We start from the raw sequence: 15,936 nt of genomic DNA on the forward strand, positions 1-15,936 counted from the left end.
GCCGCGTCAGTCGCGGGGGAACCCGTCGGTCTTGAGGACGAGCTCCAGCGGGGTCTTGGTCAGATCGAGATCCGTACCGAAGGCGACCCGCACCTCCTCGGTGTAGTCGCCGCCCTCAGGCTTGGTGTGGGCGATGCACTTGCCGGTGTAGGGATCGACGATGAGGTAGACGGGCACGCCGGCGGTGGCGTAGGCGGTCTTCTTGGGGCCGTAGTCGTTCATGCCGGTGCCCTTGGAGATGACCTCGGCGATGAACTCCACGTCCTCGTGGTTCCAGTGGCCCCCCTTGCTCATCTCGGCATCGTCTCTCATTTTGGCGACGTCGGGGCAGAACGCGTTCCGGTGGCCCGGAAAGTCGATCCGTACGTCTGACGCCACCTTCACGTCCATCCCGAACTGGTCTTCCATTGCGCGGATGATCCTTCGGGTGATGTCAAAGTGCGTCTGCCTCTGCGGAACCATGAAAACGACCCCTCCGACGACTTCGCTCTTGTGTCCCTCGGGGGCGATCTCGAGCCACTCGAACAGCTTGTCCAAGGGCACTTCGTCATCGCTCATGGCCAGCTCGATCCTGTCGTTCTCTACGACGGTCACCGTGGCGCTCCTCCCCGCTGCCGCACGCTCGCCAGCAGCCGCCGACGACAACGATACGCACGGCCGTGCCGACACGCCGTTGGCGACAACTCGCCATCGTCGGCGGGCCCGTCACGCCCCGCCCAGCCAGCTCGTCGCGTCGAGCCGGGACGTGGTGCCCGGGGGTACGACCGTGCGCAGGGCGTCCTCCAGGTCGCGGACACGGTCGGGGCCGAGGCGGGCGGCCCATTCGGCGCGGAGGGCGTCGAAGACGGCGGCGGAGCGGGTGAGGGCGTCGATGCCTTGGGGAGTGAGGCGGACCAGTTTGCGGCGGGCGTCGGCGGGGTCGTCGGTGCGGGCGGCGTAGCCGAGGGCGAGGAGGCGGTCGACGGTCTTGCCGGCGGCCTGCTTGGAGACGCCGAGGCGGCGGCCGATCTCGCTGGCGGTCGAGCCGCCGGGCCCGATCGCCTGGAGCGCGTAGCCGTGGGCCGGGCGCAGGTCGGGGTGGCCCTGGCGGGCGAGTTCGGCGTGGACGCGGTCGATGAGGGTGCGGAAGCCGGCGAAGAGGAGCAGCGGCAGCTCGAAACCGGGCGGGTCGACGGCGGTACGCGAAATGGCCTCGGGAACCCCCTTGCGCGGATCGACAACCTGGTTTACGTTTTCCTCATCGACATGGTCAACCATGTTGTCCATCGTATCGGGGGAGTCACCATGCCGCAGGACCAGTCCAGTTCCCGTCGTACCGCCGGAGCCATCGCCCTCCTCAAGGAGTCGCCGCATCTCCTCGACGGCTTCCTCAAGCTCAGCGAGATCTTCGAGTCGACCACCCTCGACCCGCACTCCCGCGAGACCGTCATCCTGACCGTCGCCACCCGCAACCAGTGCCATCTGTGCGTCGACATGCACGAGGCGAAGTTCGCGGCCCTCGGCCCGGCCCCCGCGCCCGAACGGCTCGACGCCGTACGCCGCTTCACCCTCCAGGTGCTCGCCGCCTCGGGCGCGGTGTCCGACGCCGACCTTGAGGCCTTCTTCGCCCACGGCTACACCCGTCAGAACGCCCTGGAAGTCGTCCTCGGCATAGGGACGTATACGGTCTCCACCTTCGCCAACCGACTGACGAGAGCGGCCTGATGACCACCACCACACGCCAGAACATCGCCTCCGGATCCCCGCTCGAACCCGAGATCGGCTTCTGCCGGGCCGTCCGCAAAGGCGCGCACGTCGCCGTCGCCGGGACCGCGCCCATCGGGCCCGACGGCTTCACGGTCGGCCCGGGGGACGTCCACGCCCAGACCGTCCGCTGCCTGGACATAGCCGAGGCCGCCCTCAAGGAGGCGGGCGCCTCGCTGGAGGACGTGGTCCGGACCCGCATCATGCTCACCGACGTGACGACCTGGAAGGAGGCCGCCCGCGCCCATGGCGAACGCTTCGCCGGCATACGGCCGGTGACGACCTTCGTGGAGGTCTCGCGCTTCATCGACCCGCTGTGGCTGGTCGAGATAGAGGTCGACGCGATCGTCGGCGACTGACGGCCGGACGGCAACGGCAACGGCAACGGCAACGGCAACGGCAACGGGAGCGGGACCGGGGCCGGGGCCGGGGCCGCCCCTAGCCCCGGTACGGGCCGCCCAGACCCCACGCCTGGTGCATCGCGTCCGCGAAGGCCCCCGCCAGGCTGTGCTCGCCCGTGGGGCCCGGGTGGGTGCCGTCGTAGGTGTCCGTGTGGATGTCGTACGACTCCGGTACCGAGCCGAGGAGCAGCGGCGAGGCCGCCGAGTCCAGGTCCGCGACCGTCTTCGCGAGCAGCTCGTTGAAGCGGACGCACTCGGCGGCGAAGGGCGCGTCCTTCTCGGCCCGGACGTTCGGGATGACGGGCAGCAGCACGGCGCGGACGCGTGGGTTCGCCGCGCGGGCGGCGGCCAGGAAGGCACGGACGTTCTCTGTGGTCTGGTCGCTGTTCGTGTAGAAGCCCAGGTCGATCAGGCCCAGCGAGATCAGCAGCACGTCCGCGCCGGTCGCCGTCACCGTCGGGCCGATCAGCGGGGCCATGTGCAGCCAGCCCTCGCCCCAGCCGGCCAGATGGCGGCGGGCTTCGGCCGGGAAGCCGGGATCGGCGTAGGCGTACGACACGGCCGCGTCGGCCCCGGGCTCGTACAGCGCCGTGCGCGGGCCGACGATCTCGTACGCCCCGGGCAGGACGGACTCCAGGTGCCGCCACATGCGGTAGCGCCAGGTGAAGTCGCCGGCGCGTCCGATGGTCATGCTGTCGCCGACGAACAGAAAACGCATGGCGACCATCATCACCGACCGCGGGCGGCGGCTGCGACGTGATCCCCGACACCCGGCCGGGGCCGCGCCCCCGTGGCACGCTGGAGGGCATGCGATCTGCTCTGTGCGCCCTCGGAACGGCGGCCCTCGTCCTGCTCGCGGCGGTGCCCGCCGCCGCCGCGGACGCCGACCGCGACTTCACCATCGAGGACCCGCGGATCACCGAGTCCAGCGGCCTCGCCGCCAGCCGGGCCCACCCCGGCATCTACTGGACCCACAACGACCAGGACGCCCCGCTCATCTACGGCATCGACTCCCGCACCGGCGAGACCGTCGCGACGCTCACGATGAAGGGCGTCGGCACCCCACGCGACATGGAGGCCATCTCCGTCGGCCCGGACGGCGACATCTACGTCGGCGACATCGGCGACAACCTCGACGGCTCCTGGGACCACGTCTGGATCTACCGCTTCCCCGAGCCGAAGCAGCTGAAGGACCAGACCGTCCGCGCCACCCAGTACGACGTGAAGTACGCCGACGGGGCCCGCAACGCCGAGGCGCTGATGGTCCATCCGAAGACCGGCCGGGTCTACATCGCCAGCAAGAACGAGAAGGGAGGCGGTCTCTACCAAGGCCCCGAGCGGCTCACCACCTCCGGCACCAACGTCTTCCGCCGCATCGGCGAGGTCCCCTGGGTGACCGACGGCGCCTTCTCCCCGTCCGGCGACCGGCTCGTCCTGCGCGGCTACTTCCTGGCCGAGGAGTACGCCTGGAAGGACGGCCGGCTCGACGGCGCGGGCAGGTCCGTCGGCGCCCCCTTCCAGGGCCAGGCGGAGTCCGTGACGTACACGCCGGACGGCTCGGCCTTCCTGTTCGGCTCGGAGGGTAAGAAGAGCCGGGTGATCCGGGTGGACCGCGAGGGCGGGGCCGAAAGCCCGTCGGGGAAGCCGTCGGGGAGCTCGGGCGGTTCGCCCGAATCCCCGTCGGCCTCCCCCTCGGAGGGCGGGAAGGGCAACGTCACCGTCGGCTTCCTCGTCCTCGCCGGTGCCACGCTCCTCGTCGTCGGCGCCAAGCGCCTGAAGCGCCGCGACTGAGCCGGGAGCGGTGGGTCAGCAGGGGCTCACCCACCACACCCAGCGCCAGTCGGCGTGGGGGTCGTAGCTGAACCCGCCGGGCGAGACCCAGCCGACGGCCCCGTTCCTGTCGTAGAACCGGGCGCGCAGCTCCGCGCGCTGGTTGTTGATCCAGGAGCCGGTGGTGTTCCAGGTGATGCGGTACATGTAGTTGCAGGTGAACATGTTGATCTGGGTGCCCGTGTAGTTCTCGCCGTAGTAGGCGCAGACGTACTGGTAGGGACAGTCGCCCGCCGCGAGCCCCCTGTCGAGGTCGCGGGCCTTGCGCTCGCCGGGCAGCGGGAGCAGCATCTCGCCGCCGCCGGGGAGTGCGATCTTGTTGGCGCCGATCTGGGTGCCGTGGGTGCTCGCGAGGGCGCCGTCGACCTGCTTCTGGAGGCCCTTGGCCTCGGCGGTGCTGAGGCCGGCGGTCGCCGCCTGCCCGGAGAAGTCCGCGCGCGGCCCGTCGGCGGCGTTGGCCGCACCCGGTACGGCCACGAGGGCCAGGAAGGCCACGACCAGGGCGGCGAGGATCCTGACCGGCCCGCCGGACCGTAAGATTCCGTGCTTCGTCACTGAGGTGCCTCTCTGCTCACACTTCGGCACGGTGCCGGCCACCACTGTGCGGGGAGCCGTCGAACGGCGTCGTTGGCACCGGACGCACACTCGCTGCGCACCGGGCGCAGACCGGCCGTCGCCGCGCGGGAGTTGACCGACATCCCGCTGTTCCCGCCGTCCCGTCGGCCGCAATCTGGGCGTGTACACATCACCGTGGAGCGGGGGGCTTCGTGGCGGGTGCGCAGACCGTGCGGCTCAGCGCGCGGGAGGGTTTCGAAGCCTGGTCCGGCATGGTCGGCGACCTCGTGATGCCGGTCTCCCTCGCCAGCCCGTACGTGGACGGCTTCCGGGGCGTCGCGACGGCGGTCGACCTCGGCCACACCGACGTGACCGGCTTCGCCTTCTCACCGATGTCCGCCCGCCGGGTCGCCGCGCAGATCCGGCGCGCCGACCCGGAGAACTACTTCCTCTTCCTCGTCCACGGCAGCCCGGTCGGCCTCGAACAGGCCCGTAACACCACGCTGCTGCGCGCCGGGGACATGGCGCTCTTCGACTCCTCGCACCCCATGCGCACCGAATTCCTCGACGAGGGCCGGCTCTCCCGGGTCTCCCTGCTGCGGCTGCCCCGCGCCGCGCTGCCGCTGCCCCAGGACCGGGCCGACCGGCTCCTCGGCACCCGGCTCGCGGCCGGCACCGTCCCGGGCGCGCTGCTCGCCTCGTACCTGACCGGGCTGCGCGCCCACGCCGACCGCTGCGACCCCGCCGAGCTGCCGCGCCTGGGCTCCATCGGCCTCGACCTGTGCGCCGCCTACCTCGCCGCGCAGTCCGGCGGCCCCGCCGCTCTGCCCGCCGAGACCCGCCGCCAGGTCCTGCGCACCCGGATCCTGGCCTTCGTCGACCACAACCTGCCCGACCCGGAGCTCGGCCCGGCCGCCATCGCCGCCCACCACCACATCTCGGTACGCCTGCTGCACACGCTGTTCCGCGAGGAGCCGGAGACCGTCGGCGCCCTGATCCGCAGGCTCCGCCTGGAGCGCTGCCGGGCCGACCTCGCCGACCGGCGGCTCGCCCACGCCAAGGTCGGCGACATCGCCGCGCGCTGGGGCTTCCGGCACCCGGCGGACTTCAGCCGGGCCTTCCGGCGCGCGTACGGGATGGCGCCCAGCGACCACCGCCGGCTGGCCGGCGGCGACCGCGGACACGCCGAGGGCCCGGCGTCGGTGGTGTCCGATGCCGGGCCCTCGCCGCGTGCGTACGCCGGTTACAGCTTCTCGATCACGTAGTCGACGCAGGCCGTCAGGGCCCGCACGTCCGCCGGGTCGATCGCCGGGAACATCGCGATGCGCAGCTGGTTGCGGCCCAGCTTGCGGTACGGCTCGGTGTCGATGATGCCGTTGGCGCGCAGCACCTTGGCGACGGCCGCCGCGTCGACCTCGTCGGCGAAGTCGATCGTGCCGATGACCTGCGAGCGCTTCGCCGGGTCGGTGACGAACGGGCTCGCGTACTTCGACTCCTCGGCCCAGCCGTACAGGGCGTCCGAGGACTCCTTCGTACGGGCCACGGCCCAGTCGAGACCACCCTGGCCGTTGATCCACTTCAGCTGCTCGTTGAGCAGGAAGAGGGTGGCCAGCGCCGGGGTGTTGTACGTCTGGTTCTTCAGCGAGTTGTCGATCGCGGTCGGCAGGGAGAAGAACTCCGGGATGTGCCGGCCCGAGGCGTGGACGCGCTGGGCGCGCTCAAGGGCGGCAGGGGAGAAGGCCGCGAGCCACAGACCGCCGTCGGCGGCGAAGGACTTCTGCGGGGCGAAGTAGTAGACGTCGGTCTCGGCGATGTCCACGGGCAGACCGCCCGCGCCCGAGGTCGCGTCGACCAGGACGAGCGCACCCTCGTCGGCGCCCGCGACCCGCTTCAGCGGGGCGGCGACACCGGTGGAGGTCTCGTTGTGGGTGTAGGCGTAGACGTCCACGCCCGCCTCGGCCACCGGCTCCGGGTGGGTGCCCGGGTCGGAGGAGATCACGGTCGGCTCGGCCAGCCACGGGGCCAGCTTCGCGGCCTTCGCGAACTTGGAGGAGAACTCGCCGAAGGTGAGGTGCTGCGACTTGTTCTCGATCAGGCCGTGGGTCGCGACGTCCCAGAAGGCGGTCGATCCGCCGTTGCCCAGGATCACCTCGTAGCCCTCGGGCAGCGAGAACAGGTCACTGATGCCGGTACGCACCTCGCCGACCAGGTCCTTGACCCGAGCCTGGCGGTGGGACGTACCGAGGTAGGAGGTGCCGGTGGCGGCCAGGGCGTCCAGCGCCTCCGTCCGCACCTTGGAGGGGCCCGCGCCGAAACGGCCATCGGCGGGCTTGATGTCAGCGGGAATCTGGATATCGGCCACGAGGCGGAGCGTATCGGGTCGGTGGAGCGGGGGTTGCGGCATGTCCGCCCGATGAGACGAGGAGTGAGACATCCTGTAGTCGTGGGATCACACGAACGCACGAGACCCGAACTGGCTCAGGCGCTGCGCGCGGCCGTGGCCGGAGACGTCGACTTCTCGGCCACGGCCCGCGCCCTGACCTCGATGGACGCCTCCAACTACCGCCGCGTCCCGCTCGGCGTCGTCGCCCCCAGGGACGCCGACGACGTGGCCGCGGCGCTCGACGTCTGCCGTGCGTACGGGGTGCCGGTCGTCCCCCGGGGCGGGGGTACGTCCATCGCCGGACAGGCCACCGGCACGGGTGTCGTGCTCGATCTCACCCGGCACCTCGACGCCCTCGTCTCCCTCGACCCCGAGGCGCGCACCGCCGTCGTCCGGCCCGGGATCGTCCTCGACCGGCTGCGCGCGGCGGCCCGCCCGTACGGGCTGACCTTCGGCCCCGACCCGTCCACGCACAGCCGCTGCACGCTCGGCGGGATGATCGGCAACAACGCCTGCGGCTCGCACTCGGTGGCCTGGGGCACCACCGCCGACAACGTGCGCGGCCTCGACGTCGTCACGTACGGCGGCGAACGGCTGCGCCTGGGCCGCGACTGGCAGGGCGCGCCCGCCGGACTGCGCGAGCTCGTCGGCCGCAACCTGGCGCCGCTGCGCACCGGTTACCCCGACGGGCTGCCCCGCCGGATCTCCGGCTACGCCCTGGACGCGCTGCTGCCGGAGCGCGGCGCGGACGTCGCCCGCTTCTTCTGCGGCAGCGAGGGCACGCTGGGGGTGGTGACCGAGGCCGAGCTGCGGCTTGTCCCGCTGCCCACGGAACCCGTCCTCGTGGTGCTCGGCTACCCGGACGAGAGCGCGGCGGCGGACGCGGCGGCGGGGCTGCTCCCGCTCGGGCCGCTGACGGTGGAGGGCATGGCGGCGGATCTGGTGCGGGAGGCGTCCGCCGGGCTGCCGCGCGGCGGGGCCTGGCTGTTCGTCGAGGTGGACGGCGCCCCGGCGGCCACCGCGCTGGTCCGCGCGGCCGACGCCCTGGACTCCCTCCTGGTCACGGACCCGGCCGGGCAGCGGGCGCTGTGGCGGATCCGGGAGGACGCGGCGGGGACGGCGACCCGGATGCCGGGCAGCGGGGAGGCCTGGCCCGGCTGGGAGGACTGCGCGGTGCCGCCCGCGCGGCTCGGCGCGTATCTGCGTGAATTCCGCTCGCTGCTGGGGGAGTTCGGCCTCCGGGGCACCCCGTACGGGCACTTCGGTGACGGCTGCGTCCATGTCCGTATCGACTTCGACCTCTATACGGGGGAGGGCGTACGGGACTTCCGGCGCTTCTCGGAGGCGGTGGCCGACCTCGTCGTCGCGCACGGCGGCTCCCTCTCGGGCGAGCACGGCGACGGCAAGGCGCGGGCCGAGCTGCTGCCCCGGATGTACGGGGAGGAGCTCGTCGGCCTGTTCGGCGCGGTCAAGGACCTGTGGGACCCGGCGGGCGGCCTCAACCCCGGCATGCTGGTCCGCCCCGAGCCCCTGGACTCCGGACTGCGCTTCGCGGACCTGCCCGTGGTGGGCCTGGGCCGCGAGGTCGCCCGCTGCGTCGGGGTCGCGAAGTGCCGTACGGCGGGCCCGAGTTCGGGGCCCGGTGTGATGTGCCCGTCCTACCGGGCGACGGGCGAGGAGCGGCACTCCACGCGCGGCCGGGCCCGGCTGCTCCACGAGATGGCGCTCGGCGAGATCATCACGGACGGCGCGCGTTCGGAGGAGGTGCGCGAGGCGCTCGACCTGTGCCTGTCCTGCAAGGGCTGCCGTAGTGACTGCCCGGCGGGCGTCGACATGGCCGCGTACAAGGCGCGGTTCCTGGACGAGCACTACGCGGGGCGGCCCTGGGCGCGGCCCCGCTCGCACTGGACGATGGGCGGCCTGCCGCGCCTCCTCGACCATGTCGGTCCCGCGCTGAACGCGGCGATGCGGCTGCCGTTCGCGGCCCGGCTCGCGGGCGTCAGCCCGGAGCGGGCCATGCCGAGGGTGGCGCGGGAGTCGTTCACGTCCTGGTTCGCCGAACGCGCCTCGGACCGGACCCCGGCCCTCACCCTGTGGCCCGACACCTTCACGGACCATCTGTCCCCCCGTACCGGCCACGCCGCCGTCCGGGTCCTGGAGGACGCGGGCCTGGGTGTCGCCCTGCCGCCCGGCCGGGTCTGCTGCGGCCTGACGTACCTCACGGCGGGCCGCCTGGACGCGGCACGGAAGGTGCTGCGCAGGACGCTGGACGTGATGGTGGGCGGCGACGCCCCCGGCACCCCCGCCCCCCTCCGGCCCGTCGTCGTCCTGGAGCCCTCCTGCGCGGCCGCCCTCCGCACCGACCTCCCCGAACTCCTCCCGGACGACCCGCGCGCCGCCCTCCTCGCCGCCTCCGTCCGCACCTTCGCCGAGGCCCTGGAGGAGCTGGCCCCCGACTGGGCGCCGCCCCGTGTCGCCCGCCCGGTCACCGGCCAGACCCACTGCCACCAGCACGCGGTCCTGGGCGACGCGGCCGACCGCAGGCTGCGGGAACGGGCCGGTATGGAGGGCGACTTGGCGGGCGGCTGCTGCGGCCTCGCCGGCAGCTTCGGCTTCGAGCCCGGCCACGAACAGGTCTCCGCCGCCTGCGCCGAGGACCAACTGCTCCCCGCCCTGCACGCCGCCCCACCCCACGCCCTCGTCCTCGCGGACGGCTTCTCCTGCCGCACCCAGATCACCCACGTACAACCGGGCCTGCACGCCCGCCACCTGGCGGAGATCCTGGCGGAGGCGCTGGAGGAGCGGGGCTAGCCGGACGCGGTTCCCCGCCGACACAGGGTCGTTCGGACCTCGAACACCCCATCCCCACACGGTTGGAGAGCTGTGCCCCCACACATCCGAAGGATCCTCAGGACGAGGATCCCCGTCCTGTCCGGCGGGCTGGCGCTCGCGGCCGCTCTGCTGACGCCGATACCGGCGGCGCAGCGCGCGGAGGCCGCGGAACCTGCCCCCGCCCCCGCCTCGGCGGGGGCGGGGGCAGGTCTACAACTCGTTCGTCACCGCTTCGGACTGCGGCCTCGACCCCGGCCCCTGGCTCGGCGTGTACCGGGTGACCGAACCGTGGGACCAGGCCACCGTCACCTGGGCCGACCAGCCCGCGATCGGCGAAGGCGTCGGCGCCTCCTTCGGCGTCGGCCACCCCGCCTGCGAGGACCGGCCGAACCCGTACCTGCCGGACGAGTCCGTCGGCATCCAGCGCATCGACGTCACCGCGATGGTGACCGCCTGGACGCGGTCCACCGGCGGCGTGCCCAACTACGGGATCAGGCTCAGCACCCACGAGGGAGCGCCGCACCCGACCAACGGGACGACCTGGTACAAGGACTTCTGCTCCATGAACCCGACCACGCCCCAGAACGACCGGGCGGGCACGAGGTCGTACTTCGCGCCCACCCTGGAGGTCGAGTTCAGCAAGGACGCCACCCCGCTGATCACGGGCAACGCGTACGGACCGCCCTACGCCGGGGGCTACCCCGCGGCGGCGGAGGCCCTGGAGTTCCTCGACAGCGGCAAGCCCGCCGTGTGGGAGCAGTCCAAGCCCTACCAACGGTGGCTGCCCGACGCGTACCACTCCGTCGACGACGCCACCCTCAAGGGCGCCGACTGGGCGGGCGGCACCTCCCACAAGCTCCGCCCGGGCGGCCAGGCCTACGGCGACCGGACCCTGCTCGTCACGGGCGACGGAGCCAGCGGCTTCATCGGCGTCGTCCCGTACCCCTCCCTGGCCGGCTACCACTGGGCGATCAACGTCAAGGCCGCCGGCGCGGCGGGCGACCTGCACGGGGTGGAACTGCTCCCCGACGGCTGGGTCGCCGCCGCCTTCGCGGGCACCGACGACGGCCGGTCGCAGGGGCGGATCGAGCTCTACAGCAGGCAGCAGGGCAAGCCCGGCGCGGGGAACTGGAACGCCAGGCCGGTGGAGACGCACTTGCTGGAGTCCGCCCACGAAGTGCTGTACGACCCGGCCGGTCACCCCTGGGCGCTCGGCGGCAAGCAGCTCGCCCGGTACGCCTACGCGAACGGGAAGCTGACGAACCCGACGGTGTTCCCGCTGCCGAAGCAGCCGCCTACCAGTAGCAGTAGGGCGGCGTGAGGGTCAGGGCCCGGCGGTGCCCTCCCGCGCGATCGTGCGCGCCAGTTCCACCAGCGCCCCCACCGCCGGGTGCCGGTCGGCCTCGCGCCAGGCCAGCAGGACCGGGACCGGCGGGGTGCCGGTCAGGGGGCGGTAGGCGACGCCCGGGTGGGGGTGGAGGGTCGCCGTCGAGGCGGAGGTGACGCCGATGCCCCGGGCCGCGGCGATCGTGGTGAGCCAGTCGTCGGTGTTGGCGACCGTGAGGGTGGTGCGGGGGCGGGCGTCGGCGGGCCACAGGTCGAGGGTGGTGGTGCCCGAGACCGGGTTCAGGATCGCGGTCTCGGCCGCCAGGTCCGCCAGCGTCAGCGAGGCGCGCGCGGCCAGCGGGCTGTCCGCCGGGACCGCCGCCACCCGCTCCTCGGTGAGCAGCTCCTCGGTCGCCAGGCCCGGGATCTCCACCGGCCCGCGCAGCAGCGCCGCGTCCACCTCGCCGCGCAGCAGTCCGGCGGTGCGGTCGTCGACGCGGAGGAGTTCGAGCGGCGTCCCGGGGTGCTCGGCCTGCCAGCGGCGCAGCAGGGGAGTCGTGTACGGGCCGAAGGCCGACCAGGCGTGGCCCAGGCGCAGCGGGCGGCGGCGGAGCAGCTCCGGGTCGACGGCCGCGTCGAAGGCGGTGACCGCCGCGGCGGCCCGGTCGTGGAAGGAGCGCCCCTCGGCGGTGAGCGCCAGGTGGTGGGTGCTGCGGTCGACGAGCCGGGCGCCGAGGTGCCGTTCGAGGGCGGCGAGGGTGCGGGAGACGGCGGGCTGGGTGAGGTGGAGGCGGGTGGCGGCGCGGGTGAGGTTGCCTTCCTCCGCGATGGCGAGGAAGCAGCGGAGGTGGCGGAGCTCGATGTTCGTCCGGCTCATGCGTTCGGAGCATAACCGCAGACCAATCGGCATTTCACGCGCCACGCGGTGGCTCGTAGCGTGAGGGTTGGAGCCTTGGGGGTCGGTCCATTACTCTGGACTGGTTGGTTCAGAGTAATGGACTCTTGATCATTCGTGATCGTTTCACTGCAAGGAGCGCGCCGGTGGAAAGCCCGGTCAAGGACATAGCCTCAGCCGCCGTACCCGCCGTCGCACCCGCCACCGGCCCCGCGCCCGCGTCCCGGGCCCCCCGCGCCACCCGGCTCGGGCCCGTCGCCCTCGTCGTCGCGGGCGGCCTCTCCGTACAGTTCGGCTCGGCCGTCGCCGTCCTGCTCATGCCCCGGGCCGGCGCCCTCGGCGTCGTCACCCTGCGTCTGGTGCTCGCCGCGGCCGTCCTGCTGATCGTCTGCCGCCCCAGGCTGCGCGGCCACAGCCGCGCCGACTGGGGCACCGTGCTCGCCTTCGGCGCCGCCATGTCCGGCATGAACATCCTGTTCTACCTGGCCATCGACCGGATCCCGCTCGGCGCCGCCGTCACCCTCGAAGTGCTCGGCCCGCTCGCCCTCTCCGTCATCGCCTCCCGGCAGCTGGCCAACCTGCTCTGGGCCGGGCTCGCCCTCGTCGGCGTCGTCCTGCTCAGCGGCGGCGGCTTCGACCGGCTGGACCCGCTCGGCGCCGCCTTCGCCCTCGGCGCGGGCGCGATGTGGGCCACGTACATCGTCTTCAGCGCCCGTACCGGCCGCCGCTTCCCGCAGGCCGACGGGCTTGCGCTCGCGATGGCCGTCGGCGCGGTCATCAGCCTGCCGTTCGGCATCATCGAGGCGGGCGACCGGCTCCTCGTACCGTCGACCATCGGACTCGGCCTCGGCGTCGCCCTGATGTCCTCGGTCCTCCCGTACACCCTGGAACTCCTCGCCCTGCGCCGCCTCCCCGCCCCCACCTTCGCCATCCTTATGAGCCTGGAGCCGGCCATCGCCGCCACCGCGGGCTTCCTCGTCCTGCACCAGGCCCTGGGCGTGACGGACGCGCTCGCCATCGCCCTGGTCATCGCGGCGAGCATGGGCGCGGTACGGACCCAGGCGAGGCGTTCGGCCGGCGCGGCCTGATCCCGCGCGCGGGCCCTGCCGTCACGCCGCCCGCAGCGCGTCCACGACCACCATCCGCCGCACCCGCCGGGCCGGCAGGACCGAGGCCGCGACGCCCGTGAGGACGGTGGCCGCGAGGATGCCGAGGACGGTCAGGGCCGTGCCGCCCGAGGAGGCGAGGACCTCCAGCGGGGAGACCCGGGAGCCCATCACCGAGCGGGCGGCGAGGGTGCCGTAGACCAGGCCCAGGAGGGTGCCCGCGAGGGCGCCGGACAGGGCGAGCAGGACCGACTCCAGGGTCAGCATCCGGCGCAGCTGGTCGCCCGCGAGGCCGATCGCGCGCAGCATCCCGAACTCCCGGGTGCGCTCCTCCACCGTCAGCATCAGGGTGGCCGCGACGCCCAGCGCGGCGATGGCCATCGAGAAGCCGAGCAGCACGGTGACCACCAGCATCAGCCGGTCCAGCATCGAGCGGACCAGGGTGGCGTCGGAGCCGGTGTCCGCGATCCGGATGTCGGGGTGCGCGGCGAGCGCGCGGTCCACGGCGGCGCGGGCCGCGTCGTGGCCGGTGCCGTCCGCCGGGTTCACCAGGACCGTCGAGGTCCGCGCGGCGCCGCCGGGGGCGAGCCGGTCGAGGGTGGCGCCGTTGACGTACACCGTGGCCTCGGGGAAGAGGGAGAGCGGCAGCGCGGAGCCACCGCCGCCGACGACGGTCAGCCGGACGGGCGCCGCCTCCGGGCCGCCCGCCGGGGTGCCGGCCGAGCCGCCTCCCGGGGTGCCCGCCGAGCCGCCCGCCGGGGTGCCCGCCGAGCCGCCCGCCGGGGTGCCCGCCGGGCCGCCCGCCGGGGTGCCGGTCTTCACCGACAGGCTCCCGTCCCGCCCGCCGAGCGCCAGCGCCTCGCCGTCCTTCAGGGCGCGGGCCTCGGTCACGCCCTCCGCGCCGGGGTTGAGGGCGGCCGGGTCGGCCGTGGCGACGACCGTGCGCCGGCCGTCCACGGTCAGGACGGCGGTACGGACGGGGGCGACCGTGAGTCCGGGCTCGGCGCGCAGGGCGGTGACGGCGTCGGCCGGGACCCGGTCGGTGTCGGTGTCGAGGGCGAAGACGGCCGGCATCCGGCTGGTCAGCATCTCCTCCAGGCCGCCCTTGGTGACGCCGATCGCCGTCACCGCCGAGACGGCGACCGTCACGCCGACCAGCATCGCGGAGGCGGCGGCGCTGGTGCGGCCCGCGTTGGCGCGCAGTTGCTGGACGGAGAGGCGGCCGACGGTGCCGAAGGGGCGGCGCAGGGCGAGCCCGATGAGGGCGACGAACGGCGGCAGCACGTACCGCGCGTACCGCAGCACCGCGAAGAAGGTGAGGATCGCGCCGAGCGTCACCGCGAGGAGCGACATGGGCGAGCCGCCGAGCGCGCCGAGCGTGAGCAGGGCCGCGCCCGCGACCAGCATGAGGACCGAGACCACCTCGCGCAGGGCGCGGCTGCCGGGCTCGGGCAGCTTCGCCGCGCCGCTTGCGGCGAGCGCCGCGACGGGCGCCACGGCGGAGGCGGCCTTGGCGGGCTTGCGCACGGCCCAGAGGGTGAGCAGGACGCCGAAGAGCCCGCCGAGGATGAAGGTCCAGCGGCCCGGCATCAGGGAGATCTCGATCGGGCCGAGGTCGGCGAGCCCGTTGAGCAGGGCGGTGCCGAGGGCGCAGGCGCCCGCGCCGGCCGCGAGTCCGGCGGCGGAGGCGAGCACGCCGAGCATCAGGCCCTGGCGGCGGATGATCCGGCGCACCTGGTCGCGGTCGGTGCCGATGCAGCGCAGCAGGGCCAGCTGGCGGGCGCGCTGGGCGAGCACGACGGAGAAGGTGTTGGTGACGACCATCCGGGCGACGGCCATCGCGATGAGGACGAACGACAGCGCGGCCGTGAGCACGATCGCGTACATCGATTTGCCGTTCTGCTTGGCCTCCTCGACCGCCCCGGCGTGGGTGCGGGCGGTGACGCCGGTGCCGAGCTCCTTCTTGACGTCCTTCGCGACGGCGAGCGCGTCGGCGCCGGGGCGGACGGCCAGGTCGAGGTGGGTGGCGCGCAGACCGGTGGCGTACGTCGCGGTCTGCGCGTACGGGACGCCGATCGCGGGCTGGGAGCCGAGGGCCTGGGAGGCGGAGGTGTCGAGCAGTCCGGTGAGGCGTACGTCGGCGGTGCCGCCGGCGGCCTTGGTGAGCCGTACGGTGTCGCCGACTCCGGCGCCGACCCGTGCCGCGCTGTCCCGGTCGAGCACGATCTCGCCCGCGCGCTCGGGCCACGCGCCGGAGTCCAGGCGCTGCCAGCGCAGGGCCGGGTCGGCGGCGACGGAGGTGACCAGGGCCCGGTCGTCGAGCGGGCGGCCGGCCGGGGTGAGGACGTTGGCGTGGCCGGTGAGGCGCTCGGCGACGGCGGTGACCTGCGGGACCTTCGCCGCGCGGGCGGCGGTGCCGGCCGGCAGCGGGTCGCCGCCGGGGGTGGCCACCTGGACGGGCGCGGTGCCGACGTCGGCCGCCGCCGACTGCTCGTAGGACTGGACGAGCGCGCCCGCACCGCCGACCGACAGGACCAGGAAGGCCACGCCGACGGCGACGGCGGCACCGGTGAGGACCAGCTGGCGCAACTGCGCGCGGAAGTCCTTGACGGTGAACCCGAGCAGGGACGAGGAGGACGAGGGGGATGAGGGGGATGACGGGGATGAGGAAGACGGCGACGACATGCCCTCAACGCTAGGAGCGCGGGCGGCGGTTATCGGCCCCACCAGGCACGATCCGGGGTCAGCCGGAAGTCGTCGGGGGAGGGGCGGGGGCGTACCTCCGGAGGAGGAGACGGGGTCGTTCCGGAGGCGCGTCAGACGGTGTCCAAAAATCATGCAAGCGTGCTTGATTGTTTCTTCGGG

The 15,936-nt window shown here is 73.6% G+C and carries 14 protein-coding genes; 7 read left to right on the top strand and 7 right to left on the bottom strand.

Annotated elements, in window-relative coordinates:
• Positions 1 to 6: 6 nt before the first annotated feature.
• Both ABTZ54_RS04165 and ABTZ54_RS04170 read right to left on the bottom strand, forming a co-directional pair.
• The gene (locus tag ABTZ54_RS04165) at positions 7 to 594 is read right to left on the bottom strand and encodes a Uma2 family endonuclease (protein ID WP_351656993.1); all 588 of its coding nucleotides are present in this window, start codon (positions 592 to 594) and stop codon (positions 7 to 9) included.
• A gap of 111 nt (positions 595 to 705) precedes the next feature.
• Complete coding sequence (locus tag ABTZ54_RS04170; RefSeq protein WP_502997177.1) at positions 706 to 1,257, bottom strand: MarR family winged helix-turn-helix transcriptional regulator; 552 nt, start codon at positions 1,255 to 1,257, stop codon at positions 706 to 708.
• 27 nt (positions 1,258 to 1,284) lie between these two features.
• Between ABTZ54_RS04170 and ABTZ54_RS04175 the strand changes: the two genes are divergently transcribed.
• Both ABTZ54_RS04175 and ABTZ54_RS04180 read left to right on the top strand, forming a co-directional pair.
• The gene (locus ABTZ54_RS04175; RefSeq protein WP_351656999.1) at positions 1,285 to 1,704 is read left to right on the top strand and encodes a carboxymuconolactone decarboxylase family protein; all 420 of its coding nucleotides are present in this window, start codon (positions 1,285 to 1,287) and stop codon (positions 1,702 to 1,704) included.
• Positions 1,704 to 2,102: a RidA family protein gene (locus ABTZ54_RS04180; protein ID WP_351657003.1), complete on the top strand. Its 399-nt coding sequence runs from the start codon at positions 1,704 to 1,706 to the stop codon at positions 2,100 to 2,102. The genes ABTZ54_RS04175 and ABTZ54_RS04180 overlap by 1 nt, the downstream gene beginning before the upstream one ends.
• Before the next feature lie 79 nt (positions 2,103 to 2,181).
• Here ABTZ54_RS04180 and ABTZ54_RS04185 read toward each other — a convergent pair whose 3' ends face one another.
• Entirely contained in the window at positions 2,182 to 2,862 is a 681-nt protein-coding gene (locus ABTZ54_RS04185; protein ID WP_351657006.1) for a GDSL-type esterase/lipase family protein, read from the bottom strand.
• Positions 2,863 to 2,951: 89 nt separating this feature from the next.
• Between ABTZ54_RS04185 and ABTZ54_RS04190 the strand changes: the two genes are divergently transcribed.
• A complete protein-coding gene (locus ABTZ54_RS04190) occupies positions 2,952 to 3,935 on the top strand; it encodes a WD40 repeat domain-containing protein (protein WP_351657008.1) in 984 nt (327 codons plus the stop codon).
• Between the two features lie 15 nt (positions 3,936 to 3,950).
• Here ABTZ54_RS04190 and ABTZ54_RS04195 read toward each other — a convergent pair whose 3' ends face one another.
• Positions 3,951 to 4,529, bottom strand: coding sequence for a peptidase inhibitor family I36 protein (locus tag ABTZ54_RS04195; protein WP_351657010.1), 579 nt, complete (start codon positions 4,527 to 4,529; stop codon positions 3,951 to 3,953).
• A gap of 212 nt (positions 4,530 to 4,741) precedes the next feature.
• Between ABTZ54_RS04195 and ABTZ54_RS04200 the strand changes: the two genes are divergently transcribed.
• Positions 4,742 to 5,794, top strand: a complete 1,053-nt coding sequence (locus ABTZ54_RS04200; RefSeq protein WP_351657012.1) for a helix-turn-helix domain-containing protein — start codon at positions 4,742 to 4,744, stop codon at positions 5,792 to 5,794.
• Here the strand turns inward: ABTZ54_RS04200 and serC are convergent.
• Positions 5,773 to 6,891, bottom strand: a complete 1,119-nt coding sequence (gene serC, locus ABTZ54_RS04205) for a phosphoserine transaminase (protein WP_351657014.1) — start codon at positions 6,889 to 6,891, stop codon at positions 5,773 to 5,775. The genes ABTZ54_RS04200 and serC overlap by 22 nt on opposite strands.
• 51 nt (positions 6,892 to 6,942) lie before the next feature.
• On the opposite strand from serC, the gene ABTZ54_RS04210 reads away from it, so the two are divergent.
• Complete coding sequence (locus ABTZ54_RS04210) at positions 6,943 to 9,723, top strand: FAD-binding and (Fe-S)-binding domain-containing protein (protein ID WP_351657016.1); 2,781 nt, start codon at positions 6,943 to 6,945, stop codon at positions 9,721 to 9,723.
• A gap of 193 nt (positions 9,724 to 9,916) precedes the next feature.
• Positions 9,917 to 11,065, top strand: coding sequence for a DNRLRE domain-containing protein (locus tag ABTZ54_RS04215; protein WP_351657728.1), 1,149 nt, complete (start codon positions 9,917 to 9,919; stop codon positions 11,063 to 11,065).
• Between the two features lie 3 nt (positions 11,066 to 11,068).
• On the opposite strand, the gene ABTZ54_RS04220 is transcribed toward ABTZ54_RS04215, so the two are convergent.
• Entirely contained in the window at positions 11,069 to 11,980 is a 912-nt protein-coding gene (locus tag ABTZ54_RS04220; protein WP_351657731.1) for a LysR family transcriptional regulator, read from the bottom strand.
• 131 nt (positions 11,981 to 12,111) lie between these two features.
• On the opposite strand from ABTZ54_RS04220, the gene ABTZ54_RS04225 reads away from it, so the two are divergent.
• Positions 12,112 to 13,053, top strand: a complete 942-nt coding sequence (locus ABTZ54_RS04225; protein WP_351657018.1) for an EamA family transporter — start codon at positions 12,112 to 12,114, stop codon at positions 13,051 to 13,053.
• A gap of 21 nt (positions 13,054 to 13,074) precedes the next feature.
• On the opposite strand, the gene ABTZ54_RS04230 is transcribed toward ABTZ54_RS04225, so the two are convergent.
• The gene (locus tag ABTZ54_RS04230) at positions 13,075 to 15,660 is read right to left on the bottom strand and encodes an FtsX-like permease family protein (protein ID WP_351657020.1); all 2,586 of its coding nucleotides are present in this window, start codon (positions 15,658 to 15,660) and stop codon (positions 13,075 to 13,077) included.
• Between the last annotated feature and the right edge of the window lie 276 nt (positions 15,661 to 15,936).

The organism is Streptomyces sp. NPDC094032 (genome assembly GCF_040303965.1).
Taxonomy (GTDB): Bacteria; Actinomycetota; Actinomycetes; order Streptomycetales; family Streptomycetaceae; genus Streptomyces.

Bases quoted from the DNA above. Each gene is read 5' to 3' on its own strand.
- ABTZ54_RS04170 (WP_502997177.1), bottom strand. From the start codon at position 1,257: ATGGTTGACCATGTCGATGAGGAAAACGTAAACCAGGTTGTCGATCCG.
- ABTZ54_RS04175 (WP_351656999.1), top strand. From the start codon at position 1,285: ATGCCGCAGGACCAGTCCAGTTCCCGTCGTACCGCCGGAGCCATCGCC.
- ABTZ54_RS04180 (WP_351657003.1), top strand. From the start codon at position 1,704: ATGACCACCACCACACGCCAGAACATCGCCTCCGGATCCCCGCTCGAA.
- ABTZ54_RS04185 (WP_351657006.1), bottom strand. From the start codon at position 2,862: ATGCGTTTTCTGTTCGTCGGCGACAGCATGACCATCGGACGCGCCGGC.
- ABTZ54_RS04190 (WP_351657008.1), top strand. From the start codon at position 2,952: ATGCGATCTGCTCTGTGCGCCCTCGGAACGGCGGCCCTCGTCCTGCTC.
- ABTZ54_RS04210 (WP_351657016.1), top strand. From the start codon at position 6,943: ATGAGACGAGGAGTGAGACATCCTGTAGTCGTGGGATCACACGAACGC.
- ABTZ54_RS04220 (WP_351657731.1), bottom strand. From the start codon at position 11,980: ATGCCGATTGGTCTGCGGTTATGCTCCGAACGCATGAGCCGGACGAAC.